The sequence below is a fragment of the Rhizobium phaseoli genome, from assembly GCF_003985125.1.
Taxonomy (GTDB): Bacteria; Pseudomonadota; Alphaproteobacteria; order Rhizobiales; family Rhizobiaceae; genus Rhizobium; species Rhizobium phaseoli.
Genome location: NZ_ML133567.1, coordinates 185,796 through 205,346 on the forward strand (window position 1 = coordinate 185,796; position 19,551 = coordinate 205,346).

A 19,551-nucleotide genomic window follows, 5' to 3' on the forward strand; every position below is an offset into this window, starting at 1 on the left:
CCGGTGGGCTCGATATTGTCACTCAGTCTTGGCGCGACTGCTTGATCTCGACAGGCGTCCTCATGATGATTTCCCGATGCGGGAACGGGATCGACACGCCGGCTTCCTTGAACGCATCCCAAAGCGCCATCAGCACCTGGCCCCTGACATTCGTCAGACCATTTGCCGGATCGGAGATCCAGAAGCGGAGCCGGAAATCAAGCGACGAAGCGCCAAAGCAGGTAAGCCAGCATACCGGCGCCCTGTAGTTATTTGCAACGCGATCCACCATTGAGGCAGTCGCGATTGCGATTCTGGCGACTTCATGTGGATCGCTGTCATAAGCCGTGCCGAAGTCGACATCGATCCTGACGTAATCACTGGAGAACGACCAGTTGACGACCTGTTGGGAGATGAAGTCCTCGTTGGGGATCAGGTATTCTTTGCCGTCACGCGTGATGACCGAGACGAACCGCGAGCGCAAATCGCGGATCGAACCGAAGGTATCTCCGAGCGTGATCGTGTCGCCCGGCTTGATGGATTTATCGAGCAGGATGATGATGCCCGAGATGAAGTTCGATACGACTTTCTGAAGGCCGAAACCTATGCCCACGCCGACTGCGCCGGAAAAAATGGTCAATGCGGTAAGGTCGATGCCGGTCGCCGACAAGGCAATCGCGCCGGCGATCATGATCAATCCAATTTTGATGAACTTGCTGATCAGGACCTTGATCGACGGCGAAAGATCGCCCGACCTCTGCACCCAACGGGACAGGACATTGCCGACGAGAACCGCCACCCAGATGAGCGCGACAGCCAAGACGGCCGCTTTCAGCACAAGAAAGAGTGACAGGCGCACGGCCCCCAGATTGACAGCCAGGCCATCGAGCGCGGAGAGCACCGGACCGTCAAGCCGGAGCGCGTACAGCGCGACATAGCTCCAGCTGGCGATTGCGACCGTGCGCGACAAAGTGGGATTATGAATAATCTTGGTCAGCACGGAGATGATGAACCACGCCGCCGTCAGCGTCAGGGCAGTCGAGACGAGCCACCGTTGCGACGGCCAGGTGTTTTGCGTGAGAGCGACATTTGCAAGCCACAGCCAGACCGCAAGAAAGAGCCACTTCAAGCGCCGCATGAAGGCGATTATGACGCGCAGGAGGTCCGGATTCCCTTTGATGCGCCTGGCTCTCGCTTCCAACGCAGGTTCCGTGCGTGATGCCAGGAACGACGCTGCGACGTAACCGACGGCGATAATCCCGAATTGGTAGAGCGTCCATTCACTGAAGACAAACGTTCGGAACCACAGTTCGAACGCGTCGATTGTCTGCCTGACGTCCATGGTCCCGGCCTTTGTAGCCCTTCAAGGCAGATAAAGGCGTCGACACGATTTTTGTTCAATTATCCGACGATAGCCAGTGATGAAGTTCCGCCGTAGGGGGAGCCAAGGGCGATAGCTGCCATTTACTATTTTTGAGATCGTTGTCGCGGATTTCGAGGACGAGAGCGGGACGACGATAAGATGTGCAGCACCGACCTTTCCTCAGTATTCAGCGGGGCGTGTGGCGTGATGGGGAGCCCGCCATTCCGGCGGCTACAGTTTACTGAGGCTTGCTACGCTCCCACGAAAACGCCCGCGCGGCAAAGCCGGCGGGCGCATATCCAGTTCGAAAAACGAAGCGTGATTACTTCGCGAGGTTCCGCTTGCCGAGCGTGCGCAGGCGCAGCGCGTTGAGCTTGATGAAGCCGGCTGCGTCCTTCTGATCGTAGGCGCCCTGGTCATCCTCGAAAGTGACGAGCTTGTCGGAGTAGAGCGACTTTTCGCTTTCGCGGCCGATGACCATGACGTTGCCCTTGTAGAGCTTCAGCGTCACTTCGCCTTCGACATGCTCCTGGCTCTTGTCGATCAGCGCCTGCAGCATCTCGCGCTCCGGCGAGAACCAGAAACCGTAATAGATCAGCTCGGCGTAACGCGGCATGATCTCATCCTTGAGATGGGCGGCACCGCGGTCGAGGGTGATCGATTCGATGGCGCGATGCGCCGAGAGCAGGATCGTGCCGCCGGGCGTTTCGTAGACGCCGCGCGACTTCATGCCGACAAAGCGGTTCTCGACGAGGTCGAGACGGCCGATGCCGTTGTCGCGGCCATAGGTGTTGAGGGTGGCCAGCAGCGTCGCCGGCGACATCTCGACGCCGTTGATCGAGACGGCGTCGCCCTTGCGGAACCCGACCTTGATCACCGTCGCCTTGTCGGGCGCGGCCTCAGGCGAGATGGTGCGCATGTGCACATATTCCGGCGCCTCCTGGGCGGGGTCCTCGAGAACCTTGCCCTCGGAGGAGGAATGCAGCAGGTTGGCGTCGACGGAGAACGGTGCCTCGCCCTTCTTATCCTTGGCAACGGGGATCTGATGCTGCTCGGCGAAGGCGAGCAGGTCGGTGCGGCTCTTGAACGCCCAGTCGCGCCACGGCGCGATGATCTTGATGTCGGGGTTCAAAGCATAGGCGGACAGCTCGAAACGAACCTGGTCGTTGCCCTTGCCGGTCGCGCCATGGGCGATCGCATCCGCACCCGTCTTGCGCGCGATATCGATCAGGTGCTTGGAAATCAGCGGCCGGGCGATCGAGGTGCCGAGCAGGTAGACGCCTTCGTAAACGGCATTGGCACGAAACATCGGGAAGACGAAATCGCGCACGAATTCCTCGCGCACGTCCTCGATGTAGATCTCCTTGATGCCGAGCATCTCGGCCTTCTTGCGCGCCGGCTCCAGCTCTTCGCCCTGGCCGAGATCGGCGGTGAAGGTGACGACTTCGGCGCCGAGCTCGGTCTGCAGCCACTTCAGGATGATCGAGGTGTCGAGACCGCCGGAATAGGCGAGAACGACTTTCTTCACGTCTTTGTATGATGCCATGATGATGAGGTCCGTTGCATAAAAGGCCGGCGAAAACCCGGTATCGCGGCACTTTTAGCGAGATTGGCGCGTGACGCAAGGGCAAGTGCTAAGCCGCCGGCGCGATAGCGTTGACAGCGCCAAAGCGGAGCCCATATTCGCCAACGTCCTAGCAATGATCGAGGAGAGGCTCCCCGTGACCAATATTCAAGACATTTTCAAAAAATCCAATGTTGCCGTCGTCACCGGCGGCGCGTCCGGCATCGGCCTGGCGGCAGCGAAATATTTCGCCGGACGCGGCATGAGTGTCGTCATCGGCGATCTCGGCGGCGATCGGCTGGCCGCTGCCGCCGACGAACTCAAGGCCATTGCCGGCGAAGAAGATGTGATGGCGGTCGAGACCGATGTCGCCACTAGAGACTCTCTTGAGGCGCTCGAACGCGCCGTGCTCCAGCGTTTCGGCCGGGTGCACGTGCTGATGAACAATGCCGGTATCGGCCCCGAGACCTCGATCTTCAGCTCGCAGGCAAACTGGGATCATATCTTCGCCGTCAACCTGATGGGGGTCATCAACGGCACGCGCACCTTCGGCCCGAAGATGCTGTCGCACGGCGAGCCTGGCCTGATCATCAACACCGGCTCGAAGCAGGGCATCACCACGCCGCCCGGCAATCCCGCCTACAATATCTCGAAATCAGGGGTGAAAGTCTTCACCGAAGCACTCGAGCACGAACTGCGCAATATCGAAGGTGGAAAAATCTCCGCCCATCTGCTCATCCCGGGCTTCGTCTTCACCGGCCTGACCAAGGGCGACCGCGCGGAAAAACCGGCCGCCGCCTGGACACCGGAGCAGACCGTCGACTTCATGGTCGAAAGCCTCGAGCGCGGCGATTTCTATATCCTCTGCCCCGACAATGATGTTGCCCGGCCGGTCGATGAGCGCCGCATGGCCTGGGCCGCCGGCGATATCATCGAAAACCGCCCGCCGCTGTCGCGCTGGCACAAGGACTATGCCGACAAGTTCAAAACCTTCCTCGAACAGAAGTGATTGGCAGTACTGCATATCATCAGGCCATATGCATAAAACCAACAGCGAATGCGCGTCGCATCAATCAAGTTTAATGCGACGAGCATGAGAAGGTTTGATTGGTAATTTTTGGAAAGCCGGGTAGGAAATTATCCTTTCCGTCCGGCTTTCCGAGCGTGCCATGGATTTCCTGCCGAGCCTGTCGACCCTTCTCGCCTTTGCCGCCGCAACGCTGCTGCTCGCGGCGACGCCGGGTCCCGACATGACGCTGTCGATCAGCCGTTCGTTGGCGCAGGGCAAGAAGGCGGCTCTCTTCGTTGTCGTCGGCACCAGCCTCGGCATCGTCGTCCACACCATGCTGGTCGCTTTCGGCATCTCGGCGCTGATCACCGCCTCGCCGACCGCCTTCCTGATCCTGAAGACCGGTGGCGCCGGCTATCTGCTCTGGCTCGCGGTGCAGGCGATCCGCTTTGGTTCGAAGCTGACCGTTGCCAAGGTCGAGGAGCAAAAGGGCACCGCCCTTTCGAACATCTCATCGGGCTTCTGGGTCAACCTTCTGAACCCGAAGGTCATCATCTTCTTCATGACCTTCCTGCCGCAATTCGTCAGCGCAGGCGATCCCGCCGTCACCCAGAAGCTGCTGTTCCTCGGGCTTTGCTTCATCCTGATCGGCATGCCGGTCAATGTCGCGGTGGTCCTTGCCGCCGACTGGCTGGCCTCCTGGCTGCAGAACAACAGGAAGGTGCTGCGCGGCATGGACTATACGTTCGCCGGCGTCTTCTCGATCTTCGCCGCCAAGATCCTGCTCACGCAGGCTCGATAGGCCGAATTCAGCCGATCAGCCCGCTGTTGGTTTAGCCAATCAGCAAAGCATCGTCGTCGAGCGTCTGGCCGCGCATCTTGCGGAACATGGCGATCAGATCCTCGACCTGCAGGTTCTTTCGGTTGTCGCCCGCCACGTCGAGAACGATCTCGCCGCCGTGCAGCATGATCGTGCGGTGGCCGTAATCTAGCGCCTGGCGCATGGAATGCGTCACCATCATCGTCGTCAGCTTGCGCTCGGCAACGATCTTCTGCGTGAGATTCATCACGAATTCGGCCATCCCGGGATCGAGCGCTGCGGTATGTTCGTCGAGCAGCAGCACCTCGGAACCGGCAAGTGTGGCCATGACGAGCGAAACGGCCTGCCGCTGCCCGCCGGAGAGCAGATCCATGCGGTCCTTCAGCCGGTTTTCCAGCCCGAGATTGAGTTCGGCGATCCGCTCCTTGAAATAATCGCGCCTCTTGCCGGCGAGCGCCGGCGCAAGCCCGCGCCTTTCGCCGCGGCGGGCGGCGAGAGCGAGATTTTCCTCGATCGACAATGAGCCGCAGCTTCCCGTCAGCGGATCCTGGAAGACGCGCGCCACCAGGCCGGCACGCGCCGCCGTCGACTTGCGCGTCACTTCAGTCTTGCCGATCAGCACCTGTCCCTCGCTCGGAATGACATCTCCCGCGAGCACGCCGAGCAACGTCGATTTGCCGGCGCCGTTGGAGCCGATGACGGTAACGAAGGAGCCCTGCTCGATGGTCAGGCTGACGCCGTTCAGCGCCTGCTTCTGCAGCGGCGTGCCGCGCCCGAAAACGACCTTGATGTCCTTGACGCTGATCATGACGCGGCACCTCTGCGAAGGCGGGGAAGAATGAGCGCGAAGGTCACCAGAACCGCCGTCACGAAATTGAGGTCGGAGGCCTGCAGGCCGATGACGTCGCTCGACAGCGCCAACTGGATGGCGATGCGATAGAGGATCGAGCCGAGCACGCAGCCGATGAGCGCAATCAGCAGGCCGCGGCGCCCGAGCAATGTCTCGCCGATGATGACGGCAGCAAGCCCGACGACGATCGTGCCGACGCCCGAGGTGACGTCGGCAAAGCCGTTGGTCTGGGCAAACAGGGCGCCGCCGAAAGCGACCAGCGCATTCGAGATCGCCATGCCGAGATAGATCTGCCGGCTGGTGTCGACGCCCTGGGCGCGAGCCATGCGTGCATTCGCGCCGGTTGCGCGCATGGCAAGTCCGGCGTCGCTTTCGAGGAACCGCCAGACCAGGACGAGCGCGACGATGACGAGAACGCCGACGAAGAGCGGCCGCACGTAGAAATCGCGCAGGCCATGGCCGAAGAACGGGCTGATCATCGTATCGGCATTGATGAGCGCGACATTGGGTTTGCCCATCACTCTGAGGTTGACGGAAAACAGCGCGATCATCGTCAGGATCGAGGCAAGCAGGTTGAGGATCTTGAAGCGCACATTGAGCAGCGCCGTCACCATGCCGGCGGCGGCACCGGCCGCCATGGCAATCAGCGCCGCAAGCCAGGCATTGACGCCGGCGATGATCAGCACAGCGGTCACCGCTGCTCCGAGCGGAAAGGAACCGTCGACCGTCAGGTCGGGAAAATCGAGGACGCGGAAGGCGAGATAGACGCCGAGGGCGACGAAGGAATAGACCAGGCCGAGCTCGACGGCCCCCCAGAATGCGATTTGGCTCAAGGCTTTCAGCCCCTTTTTGTTTCCGTTCCGCCCGTCGCGAAACCGGAGCCTTGTAATACTACAGCCGCCCCCGCGCAAACGGGAGCGGCTGAATGTGAACGGTCGATGGACCTGCGGCCGATTATTCGATGACTTTGTTGGCGCGCGAAAGCACGCTCTCAGGCAGAGTGACGCCCATCTTGGCAGCCGCCGCCTTGTTGACGACGAGGTCGCTGCCGGCGGCGGTCTTGACCGCAATATCGCCCGGGTTTTCGCCCTTCAGAACGCGCACGACAATTTCGCCCGTCTGCTTGCCGACATCGTAATAGTTGAAGCCGAGCGCGGCGATCGAGCCGCGCGACACTGAATCCGTATCGGCGGTGAAAAGCGGCAGCTTGCTTTCCTCGGCAACCGCAACGGCGCCTTCGAGCGCCGAGATAATCGTGTTGTCGGTCGGGACGTAGATCGCATCGGCGCGGCCGACGAGGGCGCGCGCCGCACCCTGAACCTCGGCCGACTTGGTGGCGGCCGATTCGACCACCGTCAGGCCGGCCTTTTCGGCTTCGGCCTTCAGCACGGCGAGCAGCGAAACCGAATTCGCCTCACCGGAGTTGTAGAGATAGCCGATGGTTTTCACCTTCGGCAGAATTTCCTTGATCAGCGCCAGGTGCTCGCCGACGGGCGACATGTCGGAGAGGCCGGTGACGTTGCCGCCGGGCTTGTCCATGTTCTTGACGAGCTGGGCGCCGAGCGGATCGGACACGGCGGTGAAGACGACAGGAATGTCGCGCGTCGCGGAGACGACGGCCTGGGCGGACGGCGTGGAGATCGGCACGATGACATTCGGTTCGTCGCCGGCGAACTGGCGGGCGATCTGGGCTGCCGTCGCCGGATTGCCCTGCGCCGATTCGAACACGAATTTCAGGTTCTCGCCTTCCCTGTAGCCGGCGGCCGTCAGCACATCGAGAACGCCCTTGCGAGCCGCATCCAGCGCCGGATGTTCGACGATCGCCGTTACGGCAACGGTCACGTTATCGGCCCTTGCAGGCAGCGAAAGCGCCAAAGTGGCGGCAAGAGCGAGCAGAATCGGGCGCATTTATTTCCTCCTGATTGATTTTGGCGGCACTATTAGGAAAAGCGCATGCTTAAATCAATGCAGGAGAATTGTAGCGAGGATCAAACTTGCTGATCAGTCGTCGGCGCCGTGATTGGCGATCATCATCGCCTCGAAGGCCAGGCGCTCGGTCTTGCGCATGCGTTCGGATTCCGATTTCAGCTGACCGCAGGCCGCAAGAATGTCGCGGCCGCGCGGCGTACGGATCGGCGAGGCATAACCTGCCGAATTGATGAAATCGGCGAACTTCTCGATCTGCTCCCAGTCCGAACACTGGTAGTTGGTGCCGGGCCAGGGATTGAACGGAATGAGGTTGATCTTCGCCGGCACGCCTTTCAGGAGCTTGATCAGCCCCTTGGCGTCTTCCAGGCTGTCATTGACGTCCTTCAGCATCACATATTCGAAGGTGATGCGCCGCGCATTGGAAAGGCCGGGATAGGCCTTGCAGGCGTCGATCAGTTCCTTGAGCGGATACTTTTTGTTGATCGGCACCAGAATATCGCGCAGGTCGTCGCGCACCGCATGCAGCGAAATCGCCAGCATGACGCCGATCTCCTCGCCGGTGCGGAAGATCTCCGGCACGACGCCCGAGGTCGAAAGCGTCACCCGGCGCCTGGACAGCGACAGGCCGTCGCCATCCGTGGCGATCAGCAGCGCCTGCTTGACGGCATCGAAATTATAGAGCGGCTCGCCCATGCCCATCATCACGATATTGCTGACCTTGCGGCCTTCGGCCGGCATGATCGTGCCTTGCGGCGCTTCGCGATCGGGAAAGTCGCCGAGCCGGTCGCGGGCGAGCAGCAGCTGCGACAGGATTTCCTCCGCCGTCAGGTTGCGCACCAGCCGCTGCGTGCCGGTGTGACAGAAGGAACAGGTCAGCGTGCAGCCGACCTGGCTGGAAATGCACAGCGTGCCGCGGCCCTCTTCCGGAATGTAGACGGCTTCGATCTCGACCGGCCGGCCGGCGCCCCGCGCGGGAAAGCGCAGCAGCCATTTGCGGGTGCCATCGTTGGAGACCTGCTCTTCGACGATCTCAGGACGGGCGATGGTGAAATGCTGCTTCAGCATTTCACGCATGTCCTTGGCGACATTCGTCATGTGATCGAAATCGGAGACGCCGCGCACATAGATCCAGTTCCAGAGCTGCGCGACGCGCATCTTGATCTGCTTCTCGGCCACGCCTTTTTCCCTGAGCGCCGCCGCCATCTCCTCGCGCGACAGCCCGATCAGGGAAGGCTTCTCTGCGCCGGAAGCGGCGCCTGGCGCCTGCGGCTTGGTGATATCTATCGCATCCATGACGGACATAGGCATTCATCCCGAATTCGAACACGTAACCGCCTCGCAAGCCTCGCGGACTTCAGGAGCAAACCGGAAGACGTGAGGCGCATGACGGCACATGGGCAGAAATTGAATGCGGAACGGCGACGGATACCGCGCTCTGTCCGCTGTTGGCGCGGGCTTTAGCATCATTTTGCCCGCGCGTCACTAGAGATAGAAACGGCAAGGGCCGGCGCAAGGCCGGCCCCGTCGAAATTCTGCGGTTGGGAGACCGCTTACTTGCAGCTTTCGATCTGCTTCAGCGCAGCCGAGATGCCCGAGAGCGAATAGCTGTAGGAGGTGCCGGTACCCTTGCGGGAAACGGCATTGACCGTCATCGAATGACCGGTCTTCATCGCTGCGACGAGGGCGGGCTCCTGCGCCGCGTTCTCGACCCAGCCGGCCTTGTCCTTGGTGAACATCACGAAGGTCTTGTTGTCGATGACGACGTTGATCTTCGAATTTTCCTTCACTGTATAGCCCATCATCGCCTGCGGCTCGTAGGAGATGTTCTGGCCGGGACGCTGCGAGACGATGAAGAAATTGTCGCCGTGGTCGACGCTGGCCGGTTGCTTTGCCGTCGGCACGGACAGCACGTAGCAGACGGTGCTGGCGCCCGACTTGTAGGAATAAGCGCCCCATGCCTGAAACTGCTGTATGCGGGTTGGCGCCGCGGCTTGCTGCGCTGTCGCAACTCCGGCCATACCAAGGGTGAGTGCGAGGGCGGATACGATACTTTTCACAAACATGGATTCCTGCCGGTTCTTGCGATTCAAGGCCCGAAGCGATCATAGCGGGCGGCGCATAATCACGATCTGCTTTATTTTGACTTAATTCAGGTTACCAAATGGTCAACAATAGCTGCGATTTGTATGTGCCTGTGTCATTTCAGCTCGACCACGATTTTTGCCCCTTGCTGAAATCGGCTGCGATGCCGGTGCGCCTATGGCACCGGCCGGCCGTTCGGGTGAATCTAAGACACAAAGATTCAGGCAAGAGTTTGACCTTGCAAAAATCCGTTGTACCTCATTAAGACTTTGGAAATCCGGGACGAAATTTTCGCCGCAGGGGGCTCGTGAGACACATGGATGCCGAGGAAAGACGGCGTTTCGCTGCCCTCGCAAAGGCTGTCGCAGACGATCGCGACCAGCAGGCCTTTTCCATCCTGTTCGACTATTTCGCCCCGCGCCTGAAGAGCTGGCTGATGCGCCGGAAGATGACATCGGGCGAGGCCGAAGAGCTGGTTCAGGAGATCATGATCGTGCTCTGGCATAAGGCGGATCTCTACGACGCCACGCGATCCTCGCTCTCGACCTGGCTCTTTCGCATTGCCCGCAACCGCCGTATCGATCTGCAGCGCCGCGCTAACGCCCGCATCTTCGACGAGACGGACCCGGCCCTGCAGCCGCCGGCTGATATTGGCGCCGAAGAAATCATCGTCAATGACGATCGCGACGCCATAATCCGTGCCGCGGTCGGCCAGCTACCGCAGGAACAGCGCGAGTTGCTGCGTGCTGCCTTTTTTCTCGGCCAATCTCATTCCGAGATCGCCGAAGCGACCGGGCTGCCGCTCGGCACGGTGAAATCACGGATCCGACTTGCCTTCGGCAAACTCCGCAAAGTGCTGGAACAGGAACGCGGCTGAACCCCGCGCGGGACCTTCAAATCGTTTTCATCGTATCCGCAGGGGGGTCGGCGAGGACGCGGTCCGCCGCGTCGTAATGGCTTGGCCGGATATGGCCGCGCACCATGGCGAAGGCGGCCGAAAGCACGGCGACGTCGTCAGAAAAGCCGATGACGGCGAAAATATCCGGGATGATGTCGACCGGCATGACGAAATAAGCGAGTGCTGCGAGCAGCACACCGCGCACCTTGGTCGGCGTTTGCGGATCGAGCGCGCAGTAGAAGCCGGCAACGACGTCGCGCGAGAACGGGATCTGCCGCACGGCCCGGCGAAACGTCGGCCAGAACTTCTGCCGCACCGTCTTCTCCCGCCGGCTCTGTGTGTCCTCGTCGCCCGGCAGCAGGATTTCCCCGAACTTGACCTCGTCCATCCCTGACATCCTTTCGTCCCTGCGCACATATGGTGATGGCGCCCAGGCTTTCAATCGACCCCTTTCAATCGGCCCCTTTCAATTGGGTCGCCTTCAGCGACGTCGCGCCGCAGCCTTCTCCATCGCCTTGGCGAGCTTGAAATCCAGCTCCGTCAGTCCGCCGGAGTCATGCGTATTCAACGTCACATCCACCCGGGAATAGACGTTGAACCATTCGGGATGATGGTTGAGCTTCTCGGCCGTGATCGCTGCCTCCGTCATGAAGCCGAAGGCTTCGATGAAATTCGAAAACTTGAATGTCTTCGAGATCGAAGAGGCCGCGTCATTGAGCGCCCAGCCGGCAAGCCCCGCCAGTTCCGCCTCAACCGCTGCCCGTTCCAGTCTTTCCCATTTCATGCCATGCTCCTCTGGCTCTTCCGACAGGTCCACCGATGACGCCTATCAGTATCCTTTTCGTTTGCATGGGCAATATATGCCGTTCTCCGCTTGCCGAGGGAATTTTTCGGCATCTTGTCACCGAGGCTGGCCTCACCGGCCGTTTCACCATCGATTCCGCCGGCACCGGCGGCTGGCATGAGGGCGAGTCGCCCGACCGGCGATCGATCGCCATCGCGCAACCCCATGGCATCGACATATCAGGGCAGCGCGCCCGTCGCATCCGGCCAACTGATTTCAATGGTTTCGATATGATCCTCGCCATGGACCGCGACAATCTGGCGACGCTTGGCAAGATCGCGCCGCCCGAGGCGAATATCCGCCTGTTTGGAGATGCCGCGCTCGGAACGGGAGAGGATATTCCCGATCCCTATTATGGCGGCCCTGATGGTTTCGAGCTGGTCTATACCAGGCTCTTGACCGGCTGCAGCAGCCTGCTCGAAGCGCTGGGCGTCGAACGCGCCTCGTGCAGCGGGAACACTTCCTCTGTCAGATAGGGTCCGCCGCCAACTGATTCGCGCGACGAAAGCAGCACGAAGCGGGGTGCCGTGAAGGTCGCGGTGTGGAAGTTGCCGCGTCCGGCCAGATATTGCACGACATCGTCGAGCCGCGAGGATTTCAGCCGTGCCAGCGTCACATGCGGCATGAATTTGCGCGGGTCCGGCGGCAAGCCGATGCGCTGGCAGATGCGCTCGATCTCACCCTGCAGAGCATACATCTCCGGCGATTGCGAGACGCCGGCCCAGACCGAATGCGGTTTCTTCGAGCCGAAGGAACCAATGCCTTCGAGCCGGAACTGGAATTCCGGCCGGTCGATCCGGTCGAGCCGTTCGACGATTTCATCGGCCGTGCGGCCGTCGACATCACCGATGAAGCGCAGGGTGATGTGGTAATTCTCCACATCGATCCATCGTGCTCCGGGGAGGCCACCGCGCAGCAATGAAAGGCTCATCGCCGCATTGCGCGGAATTTCGAGGGCGGTAAACAGTCTCGGCATAACGAGCACTCCCCGAATCTTTTGCAGGTGCTTACACGGAATCACGCAATCAATGACCGCGCAAGCCCCTATTTCTTCACACTAGAAATCGTCCCGACGAAATTTGTGACATCGGCTTCCATCTTTTCGACCATGACGTCGACACCCCTTGCATTCGGATGCATCCCGTCGTCGAGTTTCAGCCCGGCATCGAGCGCCACCCCGTCTAGGAAGAAATCATACAGCCGAACTCCATGTTTCTCGGAAAGTTTCCGATAAATCGGATTGAAGCGTGCGGCATAGTCCGCCCCCATATTGGGCGGCGCCATCATGCCGACGAGCAGCACGGCGATGCCGCGCTGCTTCAGCCGGCCAATCATCTGGTCGAGGTTCTTCTCGCTCTCTTCCGGCGGGATGCCGCGCAGCGCATCGTTGGCGCCGAGCTCCAGGATGACGCCGTCGGTGCCGTCGGGCACCGACCAGTCGATCCGGGCAAGCCCCCCGGTCGTCGTGTCGCCCGAGACGCCGGCATTGGCAATGGCGACGTCGAGCCCCTTCGCCTTCAAGGCGGCCTGCAGCTTCTCCGGAAAGCCGCTCCCGGGCGGTAGCTGATAGCCTGCCATCAGGCTGTCCCCGAACCCGACGAGATTGATCGTCCGGGCCGCGGCGGCACCGGTAAAAATCAGCGAGACGGCAATGACGGTGAATTGAAGGGCGGCAACTTTAAATCTCATTCTGGCTTCCCTAGATTGGCGAGGTGCCGTCATGCGGCCATTCGGTTAGAGATTTATATAGGGCGATTTCTGTTGGCAAAAACCATCATCGAGTTGAAGGGCGCCGATCTGACCCTTGGCAGTGCAGCCGCTTCCGTCCATGTGCTGAAGGGCATCGACCTCGATATATCAGCCGGCGAATCCGTCGGAATCGTCGGCCCTTCCGGTTCCGGCAAGTCGACTCTGCTGATGGTACTTGCCGGGTTGGAGAAGCTCGACAGCGGCGAAATCAACATCAACGACACGCCGCTCCATGCGCTCAGCGAGGACGAGGTCGCCGACTTCCGCGGCCGTAACATCGGCATCGTCTTCCAGTCCTTCCACCTGATTGCCAATATGACGGCGCTGGAAAACGTCGCCGTGCCACTGGAGCTCGCCAATGTCCGCAACGCCTTCGAAATCGCCCGCCGCGAGCTGAATTCGGTCGGCCTCGGCGAACGGTTGAACCACTATCCCGGCCAGCTTTCCGGCGGCGAACAGCAGCGCGTCGCGATCGCCAGGGCGCTCGCCCCCTCGCCCGCTCTGCTGATCGCCGACGAGCCCACGGGCAATCTCGATACCGAGACCGGCCGCCAGATCGCCGACCTGCTGTTTTCCAAACAGGCCGAACGCGGCATGACCCTGCTGCTCGTCACCCACGACGTCTCCCTTGCGAACCGCTGCTCGCGCCAGATTCGCGTCCGCTCCGGCCGGATCGAAGGCGACAGCGCCGCCCGCCGCAGCGAGGCGGCAATCGCATGAGAATGATCGCGCCGCGCACCGCACTTGCTTTTCGCCTGGCGCTCCGTGAGCTGCGCGGCGGCATTCGCGGCTTCTACATCTTCCTCGCCTGCATCGCCCTCGGTACAGGCGCGATTGCCGCCGTCAATTCGGTTTCGCAGTCGATCACCGACACGATCGCCTCGCAGGGACAGGAGCTCTTGGCCGGCGACGTCCGCTTCGAGCTCAACAACCGCGAGGCCACAGCTGAGGAAATGGCCTTCCTCGAAAGTCTAGGCACCGTCTCGGTGTCGACCGGCCTGCGTTCGATGGCCCGCAAGCCTGATGGTTCCGACCAGGCGCTGGTCGAAGTCAAGGCCGTCGACGACGCCTACCCGCTCTATGGCAGCTTCGCGGCCGAGCCGGATTATCCGCTTGCCGCCCTGCTGTCGGCCCAAAGCGGCACCTATGGCGCGGTCGCAGCGCCCCTGCTGCTCGACCGGCTTGGCCTTGCGGTCGGTGACGAATTGCTGCTCGGCAACGTCAAACTCAGCATTACCGGCACCGTCAAGACCGAGCCGGACGCCCTCTCGGAAGGTTTTGGCTTTGCGCCGCGCCTGCTCGTCAGCCGCCGGGCGCTCGAGGCCTCGGGCCTGATCCAGACCGGAAGCCTGGTCGAACATGCCTACAAGATCCGGCTGGAGAACAAGAGCGCAATGCAGGGCATCCAGGCGCGCGCCGCCAAGGAATTTCCCTCCGCCGGCTGGGCTGTCCGCACCAGCGACCGCGCCGCCCCCTCGCTTACCGAAAACATCACCCGATTCTCGCAGTTCCTGACGCTGGTCGGCCTCACCGCGCTGATCGTCGGCGGCGTCGGCGTCGCCAATGCCGTGCGCGCCTTCCTCGATTCCAAGCGCACCACCATCGCCAGCTTCAAATGCCTCGGCGCACCGGCCCAGGTCGTGGTTCTGATCTATCTCTTCCAGATCGCCATCATCGCCCTTGGCGGCATCATGATCGGCCTCGTCATCGGCGCCCTGTCGCCGATCTTCGCCGCCCAGTTCCTGGCGCAATTCCTGCCGGTATCCACCGCGCCGGCGCTCTATCCCGACGCCCTGCTGCTTGCGGCGCTCTTTGGCATCCTGACGACGCTCGCCTTCGCCATCCTGCCGCTCGGCCATGCCCGCGAAGTGCCGGCGACGGCCCTCTTCCGCGAGCAGGGCTTCGAGGCCCGCCGCCTGCCGTCTTGGCCCTACATCCTGCTGGCCGCCCTCTTCATGGCGGCCCTTGCCGGTCTCGCCGTCCTCACCGCCTATGATCGCTACATCGCCATTGTCTTCGTCGGTGCGATCGTCTTCGCCTTTGTCGTGCTGCGTCTTGTCGCCGCCCTGATTGCCTGGCTCGCGCGCCGCAGCCCGCGCGTCAACTCGCCGGCGCTCAGGCTTGCGATCGGCAACATCCACCGTCCCGGCGCCCTGACGCCCTCGGTAGTGCTGTCGCTCGGCCTCGGCCTGGCATTGCTGGTGACGCTGACCCTGATCGACGGAAACCTGCGCCAGCAGCTGACCGGCCGCATGAACGAGGGCGCGCCGAACTTCTTCTTCGTCGATATCCAGAGCGCCGAGGTCGACGCGTTCCGCAATCTCGTCCAGACGCAGGCGCCGAATGGCAAGCTCATGGAAGTGCCGATGCTGCGCGGCCGCATCGTTGCCTTCAACGGCGAAGACGTCACCAAGATGAATGTGCCGCCCGCCGGCCGCTGGGTGCTGAACGGCGATCGCGGCATCACCTACGACGACACCTTGCCGGAAAATGCGGCGCTGACCGAAGGCAGCTGGTGGGACAAGGATTACAGCGGCGAGCCGCTCGTCTCCTTCTCCTCGGAAGAAGCGCACGAACTCGGCCTGAAGATCGGCGACACCGTCGCCGTCAATGTGCTCGGACGCAACATCACGGCCAAGATCGCCAATCTGCGCCGCGTCCAGTGGGAATCGCTGTCGATCAATTTCGTCATGGTCTTCTCGCCGAACACCTTCCGCGGCGCTCCGCATGCTTGGCTCGCGACCCTGACCGATCCCGCCTCGACGCCGGCCGAAGATGCGGCGATCTTGAGATCTGTCACCAACACCTATCCCACGATCACCAGCGTGCGCGTCAAGGATGCGATCGACATCGTCAACCAGCTCGTTGCGCAGCTTGCGACTGCGATCCGCGCCGCGGCATCGGTGGCTCTGATCGCCTCGATCCTCGTCCTCGCCGGAGCCCTTGCCGCCGGCAACCGGGCGCGCACCCACGATGCAGTAGTGCTGAAGACGCTGGGCGCCACCCGGGCCATGCTGATCCGCGCCTTCAGTTACGAATATCTGATCCTCGGGCTCGCAACCGCGATTTTCGCGCTATTCGCCGGCGCCGTCGCCGCCTGGTTCATCGTCGCCCGCATCATGCGCCTGCCCTCGGCCTTTCTGCCCGATGTGGCGGGGCTGACGCTGGTGACGGCGCTCGTCCTGACCGTCGGTATCGGCCTGATCGGCACCTGGCGCATCCTCGGCCAGAAGGCGGCCCCGGTTCTGCGCGAACTTTGACCGAAGGGGTACGCCAAACCCTTCACCTTACGGCGATTTAACCGGCCGGGCCTTTGCAACCCTCTTGTTTGCAAAGAGCGAAGGCCTCATATTGTCTGCAGGCATGCTGGAGCTCCGCAGCGGCGCCCGGGTCGAAAACCCCGACACCGTATCTCCATCGGAGCTTGTAAGAGGAAACTATGGCTGACCTTCGTAACTATCAAAGCCGCGCTCAGACCGGCGAGATGATTGATCAAGGCCTGCGCGCTTATATGCTCAAGGTCTACAACCTGATGGCGCTGGGTCTGGCAATCACCGGTGTGGCCGCATATCTGTCGTTCCAACTCGCGTTCTCCAATGGCGAGATCACCGCTTTCGGCCAAGCGATCTATCTGAGCCCGCTGAAATGGGTGGTCATTCTGGCGCCGCTGGCTCTGGTGTTCTTCCTGAGCTTCCGGATCCATAGCATGACGGTGAGCGCCGCCCAGACGACCTTCGCGATCTATGCCGCGCTCGTCGGTCTGTCACTCTCGTCGATCTTCCTGATCTATACCGGTCAGAGCGTCGTTCAGACCTTCTTCGTCACCGCCGCCTCCTTCGGCGCGCTGTCGCTGTACGGCTACACGACGAAGCGTGACCTGTCGGCAATCGGCTCGTTCCTGATCATGGGTCTCTTCGGCCTGATCATCGCCTCGCTCGTCAACGTCTTCCTGGCTTCGTCCGCAATGCAGTTCGCCATCTCGGTGATCGGCGTGCTGATCTTCGCAGGCCTCACCGCCTACGACACGCAGCGGATCAAGGAGCTCTACTATGAAGCTGATGACGTCGCTGTTGCCGGCCGCAAGGCGATCATGGGCGCACTGACGCTCTATCTCGACTTCATCAACCTCTTCATGTTCCTGCTGCAGTTCATGGGCAACCGTAAATAAGCAGGTCCATCAAGATCGAAAAGGCGGCTTCGGCCGCCTTTTTTGTTGCGCCGTTTTCGGAGGAATGGTTTTAGAGGAGTTCTGCCCCGCCGCTGGACCAACTGCTCGATGTCCTTCCTTCTGCGTGACGCCTCTGAGGCCGATATCCCCGCCATTACCGGGATCTATCGCGACTCCGTCCTGAACGGCGTTGCAAGCTACGAAATCACACCGCCCCCCGAGGCCGAGATGGCGCAGCGTTTTGCCGCGATCGTCGGCCAGCAATATCCTTATATCGCCGCCATCGATGACGACGGAAACTTCCTCGGCTACGCCTATGCCTCGGCCTTCCGCACCCGCCCGGCCTATCGCTGGATGGTGGAGGATTCGATCTACCTGGCGCCCCAAGCCCGCGGTCAAGGCATCGGCAAAGCGCTGATGAGTGAGTTGATCGACCGCTGCACCGCCCTCGGCTTCCGTCAGATGGTGGCCGTCATCGGCGGTGCGAGCCCTGCCTCGATCGCGCTTCATCTCAAGGCGGGTTTCGTAGAGGTCGGCCTGATGCAGGGCACAGGCTACAAGCATGGTCGCTGGCTCGATACGATGCTCATGCAGCGCAGCCTCGGCGCGGGCACGACGACGGATCCGGATCCATCCACCTATCCCGGGACACTGTTTGCCGGCTGATCAGGCTTACTTGTCGACCAGCTTCAAGGCCTTGTCGAATACCTTGAGCACTTGGTTGAGCTCGTGTCCGCGCTTCAGGATCATACCGTTGACGTTGATGACGGAATAGGCGCCTTGCTTGGCCGCGAGCTTCGGGTTCTTTTCGATTCGGAAGAACGGCATTTCGCCGGAGCGCTTGAAGACGGAAAACACCGCCCTGTCTTTCAGGTGATCGATGGCGTAATCGCGCCATTCGCCCTCGCCGACCATGCGGCCGTAGATCCAGAGGATCGCGTCGAGTTCGCGCCTATGGAAAGTCACCGGAAGCGGATCTTTGCTTTGCTTGTATTCCCTGAGATCGACGACGACTGAGGAAGTGTTGTCGACGGAGCGGCTTTCGCCGTGTCGCAAATCCGGCTGATCTGTCATCAGTCTCCCGAGGCCTCCGCTTGTGACAGGAGAATGACAGTTTGCCCGAGCCGCCACAAATTGCAAGAGTGCGGCCCGTCACATTCGGCCGCAGTGGACTGTGGACAGAGCCGACGCTTTCTCGGCAGCGCCGCATTTCAGTCAAAACAGCGCCTCATTTGCAGGGGAATTATGCATCCCGGTTTGGCGCCAGCGCGCCAAAGGGCCCGGCGGAGCGTATCGACCTTAACCCCAGCCCCGAATACGCTCAGCCGGGCCGCCCGGACCCTACATCCGCAAGCGGATGAATCTCAAATATTTTTGCCTGCCATCACCACGGTCGCGCCAAGGATCGCGGCCGGATCGCCGTCCGCGGTCGCCGACTGCAGCAGGATAGCGCAACCCTCGAGCTGCGGCCGCTGCAGGACGCTTGCCGGCAGCGTCAGATTGGTCGCCTTGCCATCCCACATGCCGACGGTTTCGACATTGGTGACGCTGTGCAGATAGGAGATCTTCTTGCCGCTGTTTTCACCCTTCTCGACGTCGATCGTCTTCTCCTTGTCGAAATAGACCATGACGACATTGGCTTTACCCTGCCCGGCGCCGATCTTGATTTCCAGTTCGTCGCCGCGCATCGATGCGCTGATGGGAACGGTCAGTCCGTTGCCTTCGCTGCTGTAAATGTCGATCTTGCTGTTGATGCCGGTGAGATCGGAGCCGGCCAGATGACTGCGCCCATTGACGATGGCCTGCGGCGTGTAGACGTTGCTGCGGCCCATTGTCCTGGCATAGCCGTACTGCCGCTCGGTGTTTTCCTTCGAGCTCAGCGTATCGGCCCAGCCGAGATAATTCCAGTAATCGACGTGATAGGCGAGCGCGATGACATTGCCCTGGTTCACCAGCTTGCGGAAGGCCGCGTCAGCAGGGGGACAGGAGGAGCAGCCCTGCGCCGTGAACAGCTCGACGACGCCTTTCGGGGTGCCGTCTTCGGCATGCAACGGGCCTGCGAGAACAACACCGGCGAACAGCGGGATCAAGAAACGGGGGGACATTCACCTGCACCTCTTTTTCAGCGCCGACGGCGGACTGGTACCGGAGGCTCTGAGATATGAACGTACGAATAATCCTTCCGGGTCCAAACGAAAAGTCACGAACGGGTGAGACGTAGCTCGACCGGAAGCCGCAGAAAACAAATCATCGTGAGCCCGCTCGAATGCTGCCGCCGCAAAAGAAAAGCCGCCGG

General features: G+C 61.4%; 21 protein-coding genes. 8 read left to right on the top strand and 13 right to left on the bottom strand.

Annotation, left to right across the window (positions count from 1 at the left end; all coding sequences use genetic code 11):
- Positions 1 to 22 precede the first annotated feature (22 nt).
- Together EFD56_RS06505 and EFD56_RS06510 are read right to left on the bottom strand one after the other, a co-directional pair.
- Entirely contained in the window at positions 23 to 1,321 is a 1,299-nt protein-coding gene (locus EFD56_RS06505) for a mechanosensitive ion channel family protein (RefSeq protein ID WP_085743444.1), read from the bottom strand.
- 343 nt (positions 1,322 to 1,664) lie between these two features.
- The gene (locus EFD56_RS06510; protein WP_004679222.1) at positions 1,665 to 2,888 is read right to left on the bottom strand and encodes an argininosuccinate synthase; all 1,224 of its coding nucleotides are present in this window, start codon (positions 2,886 to 2,888) and stop codon (positions 1,665 to 1,667) included.
- A 175-nt stretch (positions 2,889 to 3,063) separates the two neighbouring features.
- Here EFD56_RS06510 and EFD56_RS06515 point away from each other — a divergent pair, with 175 nt between their 5' ends.
- Both EFD56_RS06515 and EFD56_RS06520 read left to right on the top strand, forming a co-directional pair.
- Positions 3,064 to 3,915, top strand: a complete 852-nt coding sequence (locus EFD56_RS06515) for an SDR family NAD(P)-dependent oxidoreductase (RefSeq protein WP_085743718.1) — start codon at positions 3,064 to 3,066, stop codon at positions 3,913 to 3,915.
- A gap of 160 nt (positions 3,916 to 4,075) precedes the next feature.
- The gene (locus EFD56_RS06520; protein ID WP_037143903.1) at positions 4,076 to 4,717 is read left to right on the top strand and encodes a LysE family translocator; all 642 of its coding nucleotides are present in this window, start codon (positions 4,076 to 4,078) and stop codon (positions 4,715 to 4,717) included.
- Positions 4,718 to 4,748: 31 nt separating this feature from the next.
- On the opposite strand, the gene EFD56_RS06525 is transcribed toward EFD56_RS06520, so the two are convergent.
- From EFD56_RS06525 to EFD56_RS06545, 5 genes are all read right to left on the bottom strand, one after another.
- Positions 4,749 to 5,543 (bottom strand): ABC transporter ATP-binding protein, encoded by a 795-nt coding sequence (locus tag EFD56_RS06525; RefSeq protein WP_037116869.1) that lies wholly within the window; start codon positions 5,541 to 5,543, stop codon positions 4,749 to 4,751.
- Complete coding sequence (locus tag EFD56_RS06530) at positions 5,540 to 6,418, bottom strand: ABC transporter permease (RefSeq protein WP_037116868.1); 879 nt, start codon at positions 6,416 to 6,418, stop codon at positions 5,540 to 5,542. Before EFD56_RS06530 ends, EFD56_RS06525 begins: the two co-directional genes overlap by 4 nt.
- 121 nt (positions 6,419 to 6,539) lie before the next feature.
- Positions 6,540 to 7,493 (bottom strand): ABC transporter substrate-binding protein, encoded by a 954-nt coding sequence (locus EFD56_RS06535; protein WP_085743445.1) that lies wholly within the window; start codon positions 7,491 to 7,493, stop codon positions 6,540 to 6,542.
- A gap of 93 nt (positions 7,494 to 7,586) precedes the next feature.
- Positions 7,587 to 8,816: a dual-specificity RNA methyltransferase RlmN gene (gene rlmN, locus EFD56_RS06540; RefSeq protein ID WP_085743446.1), complete on the bottom strand. Its 1,230-nt coding sequence runs from the start codon at positions 8,814 to 8,816 to the stop codon at positions 7,587 to 7,589.
- Between the two features lie 248 nt (positions 8,817 to 9,064).
- Positions 9,065 to 9,577, bottom strand: a complete 513-nt coding sequence (locus tag EFD56_RS06545; RefSeq protein WP_012485519.1) for an invasion associated locus B family protein — start codon at positions 9,575 to 9,577, stop codon at positions 9,065 to 9,067.
- Positions 9,578 to 9,912: 335 nt separating this feature from the next.
- On the opposite strand from EFD56_RS06545, the gene EFD56_RS06555 reads away from it, so the two are divergent.
- Entirely contained in the window at positions 9,913 to 10,473 is a 561-nt protein-coding gene (locus EFD56_RS06555) for a sigma-70 family RNA polymerase sigma factor (protein WP_126905033.1), read from the top strand.
- A 16-nt stretch (positions 10,474 to 10,489) separates the two neighbouring features.
- On the opposite strand, the gene EFD56_RS06560 is transcribed toward EFD56_RS06555, so the two are convergent.
- Positions 10,490 to 10,882: a YkvA family protein gene (locus tag EFD56_RS06560; protein ID WP_010024490.1), complete on the bottom strand. Its 393-nt coding sequence runs from the start codon at positions 10,880 to 10,882 to the stop codon at positions 10,490 to 10,492.
- 93 nt (positions 10,883 to 10,975) lie between these two features.
- A complete protein-coding gene (locus tag EFD56_RS06565) occupies positions 10,976 to 11,278 on the bottom strand; it encodes a 4a-hydroxytetrahydrobiopterin dehydratase (RefSeq protein WP_085743448.1) in 303 nt (100 codons plus the stop codon).
- A gap of 35 nt (positions 11,279 to 11,313) precedes the next feature.
- On the opposite strand from EFD56_RS06565, the gene EFD56_RS06570 reads away from it, so the two are divergent.
- Complete coding sequence (locus EFD56_RS06570; protein WP_126904966.1) at positions 11,314 to 11,814, top strand: low molecular weight protein-tyrosine-phosphatase; 501 nt, start codon at positions 11,314 to 11,316, stop codon at positions 11,812 to 11,814.
- Here EFD56_RS06570 and thpR read toward each other — a convergent pair.
- Positions 11,721 to 12,314 (bottom strand): RNA 2',3'-cyclic phosphodiesterase, encoded by a 594-nt coding sequence (gene thpR / locus EFD56_RS06575; protein ID WP_004676889.1) that lies wholly within the window; start codon positions 12,312 to 12,314, stop codon positions 11,721 to 11,723. The two genes, EFD56_RS06570 and thpR, sit on opposite strands and share 94 nt — an antisense overlap.
- A 68-nt stretch (positions 12,315 to 12,382) precedes the next feature.
- Positions 12,383 to 13,027, bottom strand: coding sequence for an arylesterase (locus tag EFD56_RS06580; RefSeq protein ID WP_016736341.1), 645 nt, complete (start codon positions 13,025 to 13,027; stop codon positions 12,383 to 12,385).
- A 72-nt stretch (positions 13,028 to 13,099) separates the two neighbouring features.
- Here EFD56_RS06580 and EFD56_RS06585 point away from each other — a divergent pair, with 72 nt between their 5' ends.
- From EFD56_RS06585 to EFD56_RS06600, 4 genes are all read left to right on the top strand, one after another.
- Complete coding sequence (locus EFD56_RS06585) at positions 13,100 to 13,807, top strand: ABC transporter ATP-binding protein (RefSeq protein WP_012485524.1); 708 nt, start codon at positions 13,100 to 13,102, stop codon at positions 13,805 to 13,807.
- Positions 13,804 to 16,347: an ABC transporter permease gene (locus EFD56_RS06590; RefSeq protein WP_126904967.1), complete on the top strand. Its 2,544-nt coding sequence runs from the start codon at positions 13,804 to 13,806 to the stop codon at positions 16,345 to 16,347. The genes EFD56_RS06585 and EFD56_RS06590 overlap by 4 nt, the downstream gene beginning before the upstream one ends.
- Positions 16,348 to 16,526: 179 nt before the next feature.
- On the top strand, positions 16,527 to 17,255 hold the full coding sequence (locus EFD56_RS06595; protein WP_004676875.1) for a Bax inhibitor-1/YccA family protein: 729 nt from the start codon (positions 16,527 to 16,529) through the stop codon (positions 17,253 to 17,255).
- Positions 17,256 to 17,363: 108 nt separating this feature from the next.
- Positions 17,364 to 17,921: a GNAT family N-acetyltransferase gene (locus tag EFD56_RS06600; RefSeq protein WP_037142128.1), complete on the top strand. Its 558-nt coding sequence runs from the start codon at positions 17,364 to 17,366 to the stop codon at positions 17,919 to 17,921.
- Positions 17,922 to 17,927: 6 nt separating this feature from the next.
- Here the strand turns inward: EFD56_RS06600 and EFD56_RS06605 are convergent, their stop codons facing one another.
- Together EFD56_RS06605 and EFD56_RS06610 are read right to left on the bottom strand one after the other, a co-directional pair.
- Positions 17,928 to 18,329: a DUF2794 domain-containing protein gene (locus EFD56_RS06605; RefSeq protein WP_010011188.1), complete on the bottom strand. Its 402-nt coding sequence runs from the start codon at positions 18,327 to 18,329 to the stop codon at positions 17,928 to 17,930.
- A 290-nt stretch (positions 18,330 to 18,619) separates the two neighbouring features.
- Entirely contained in the window at positions 18,620 to 19,360 is a 741-nt protein-coding gene (locus EFD56_RS06610) for a DUF1223 domain-containing protein (RefSeq protein WP_004676869.1), read from the bottom strand.
- Positions 19,361 to 19,551: the final 191 nt, after the last annotated feature.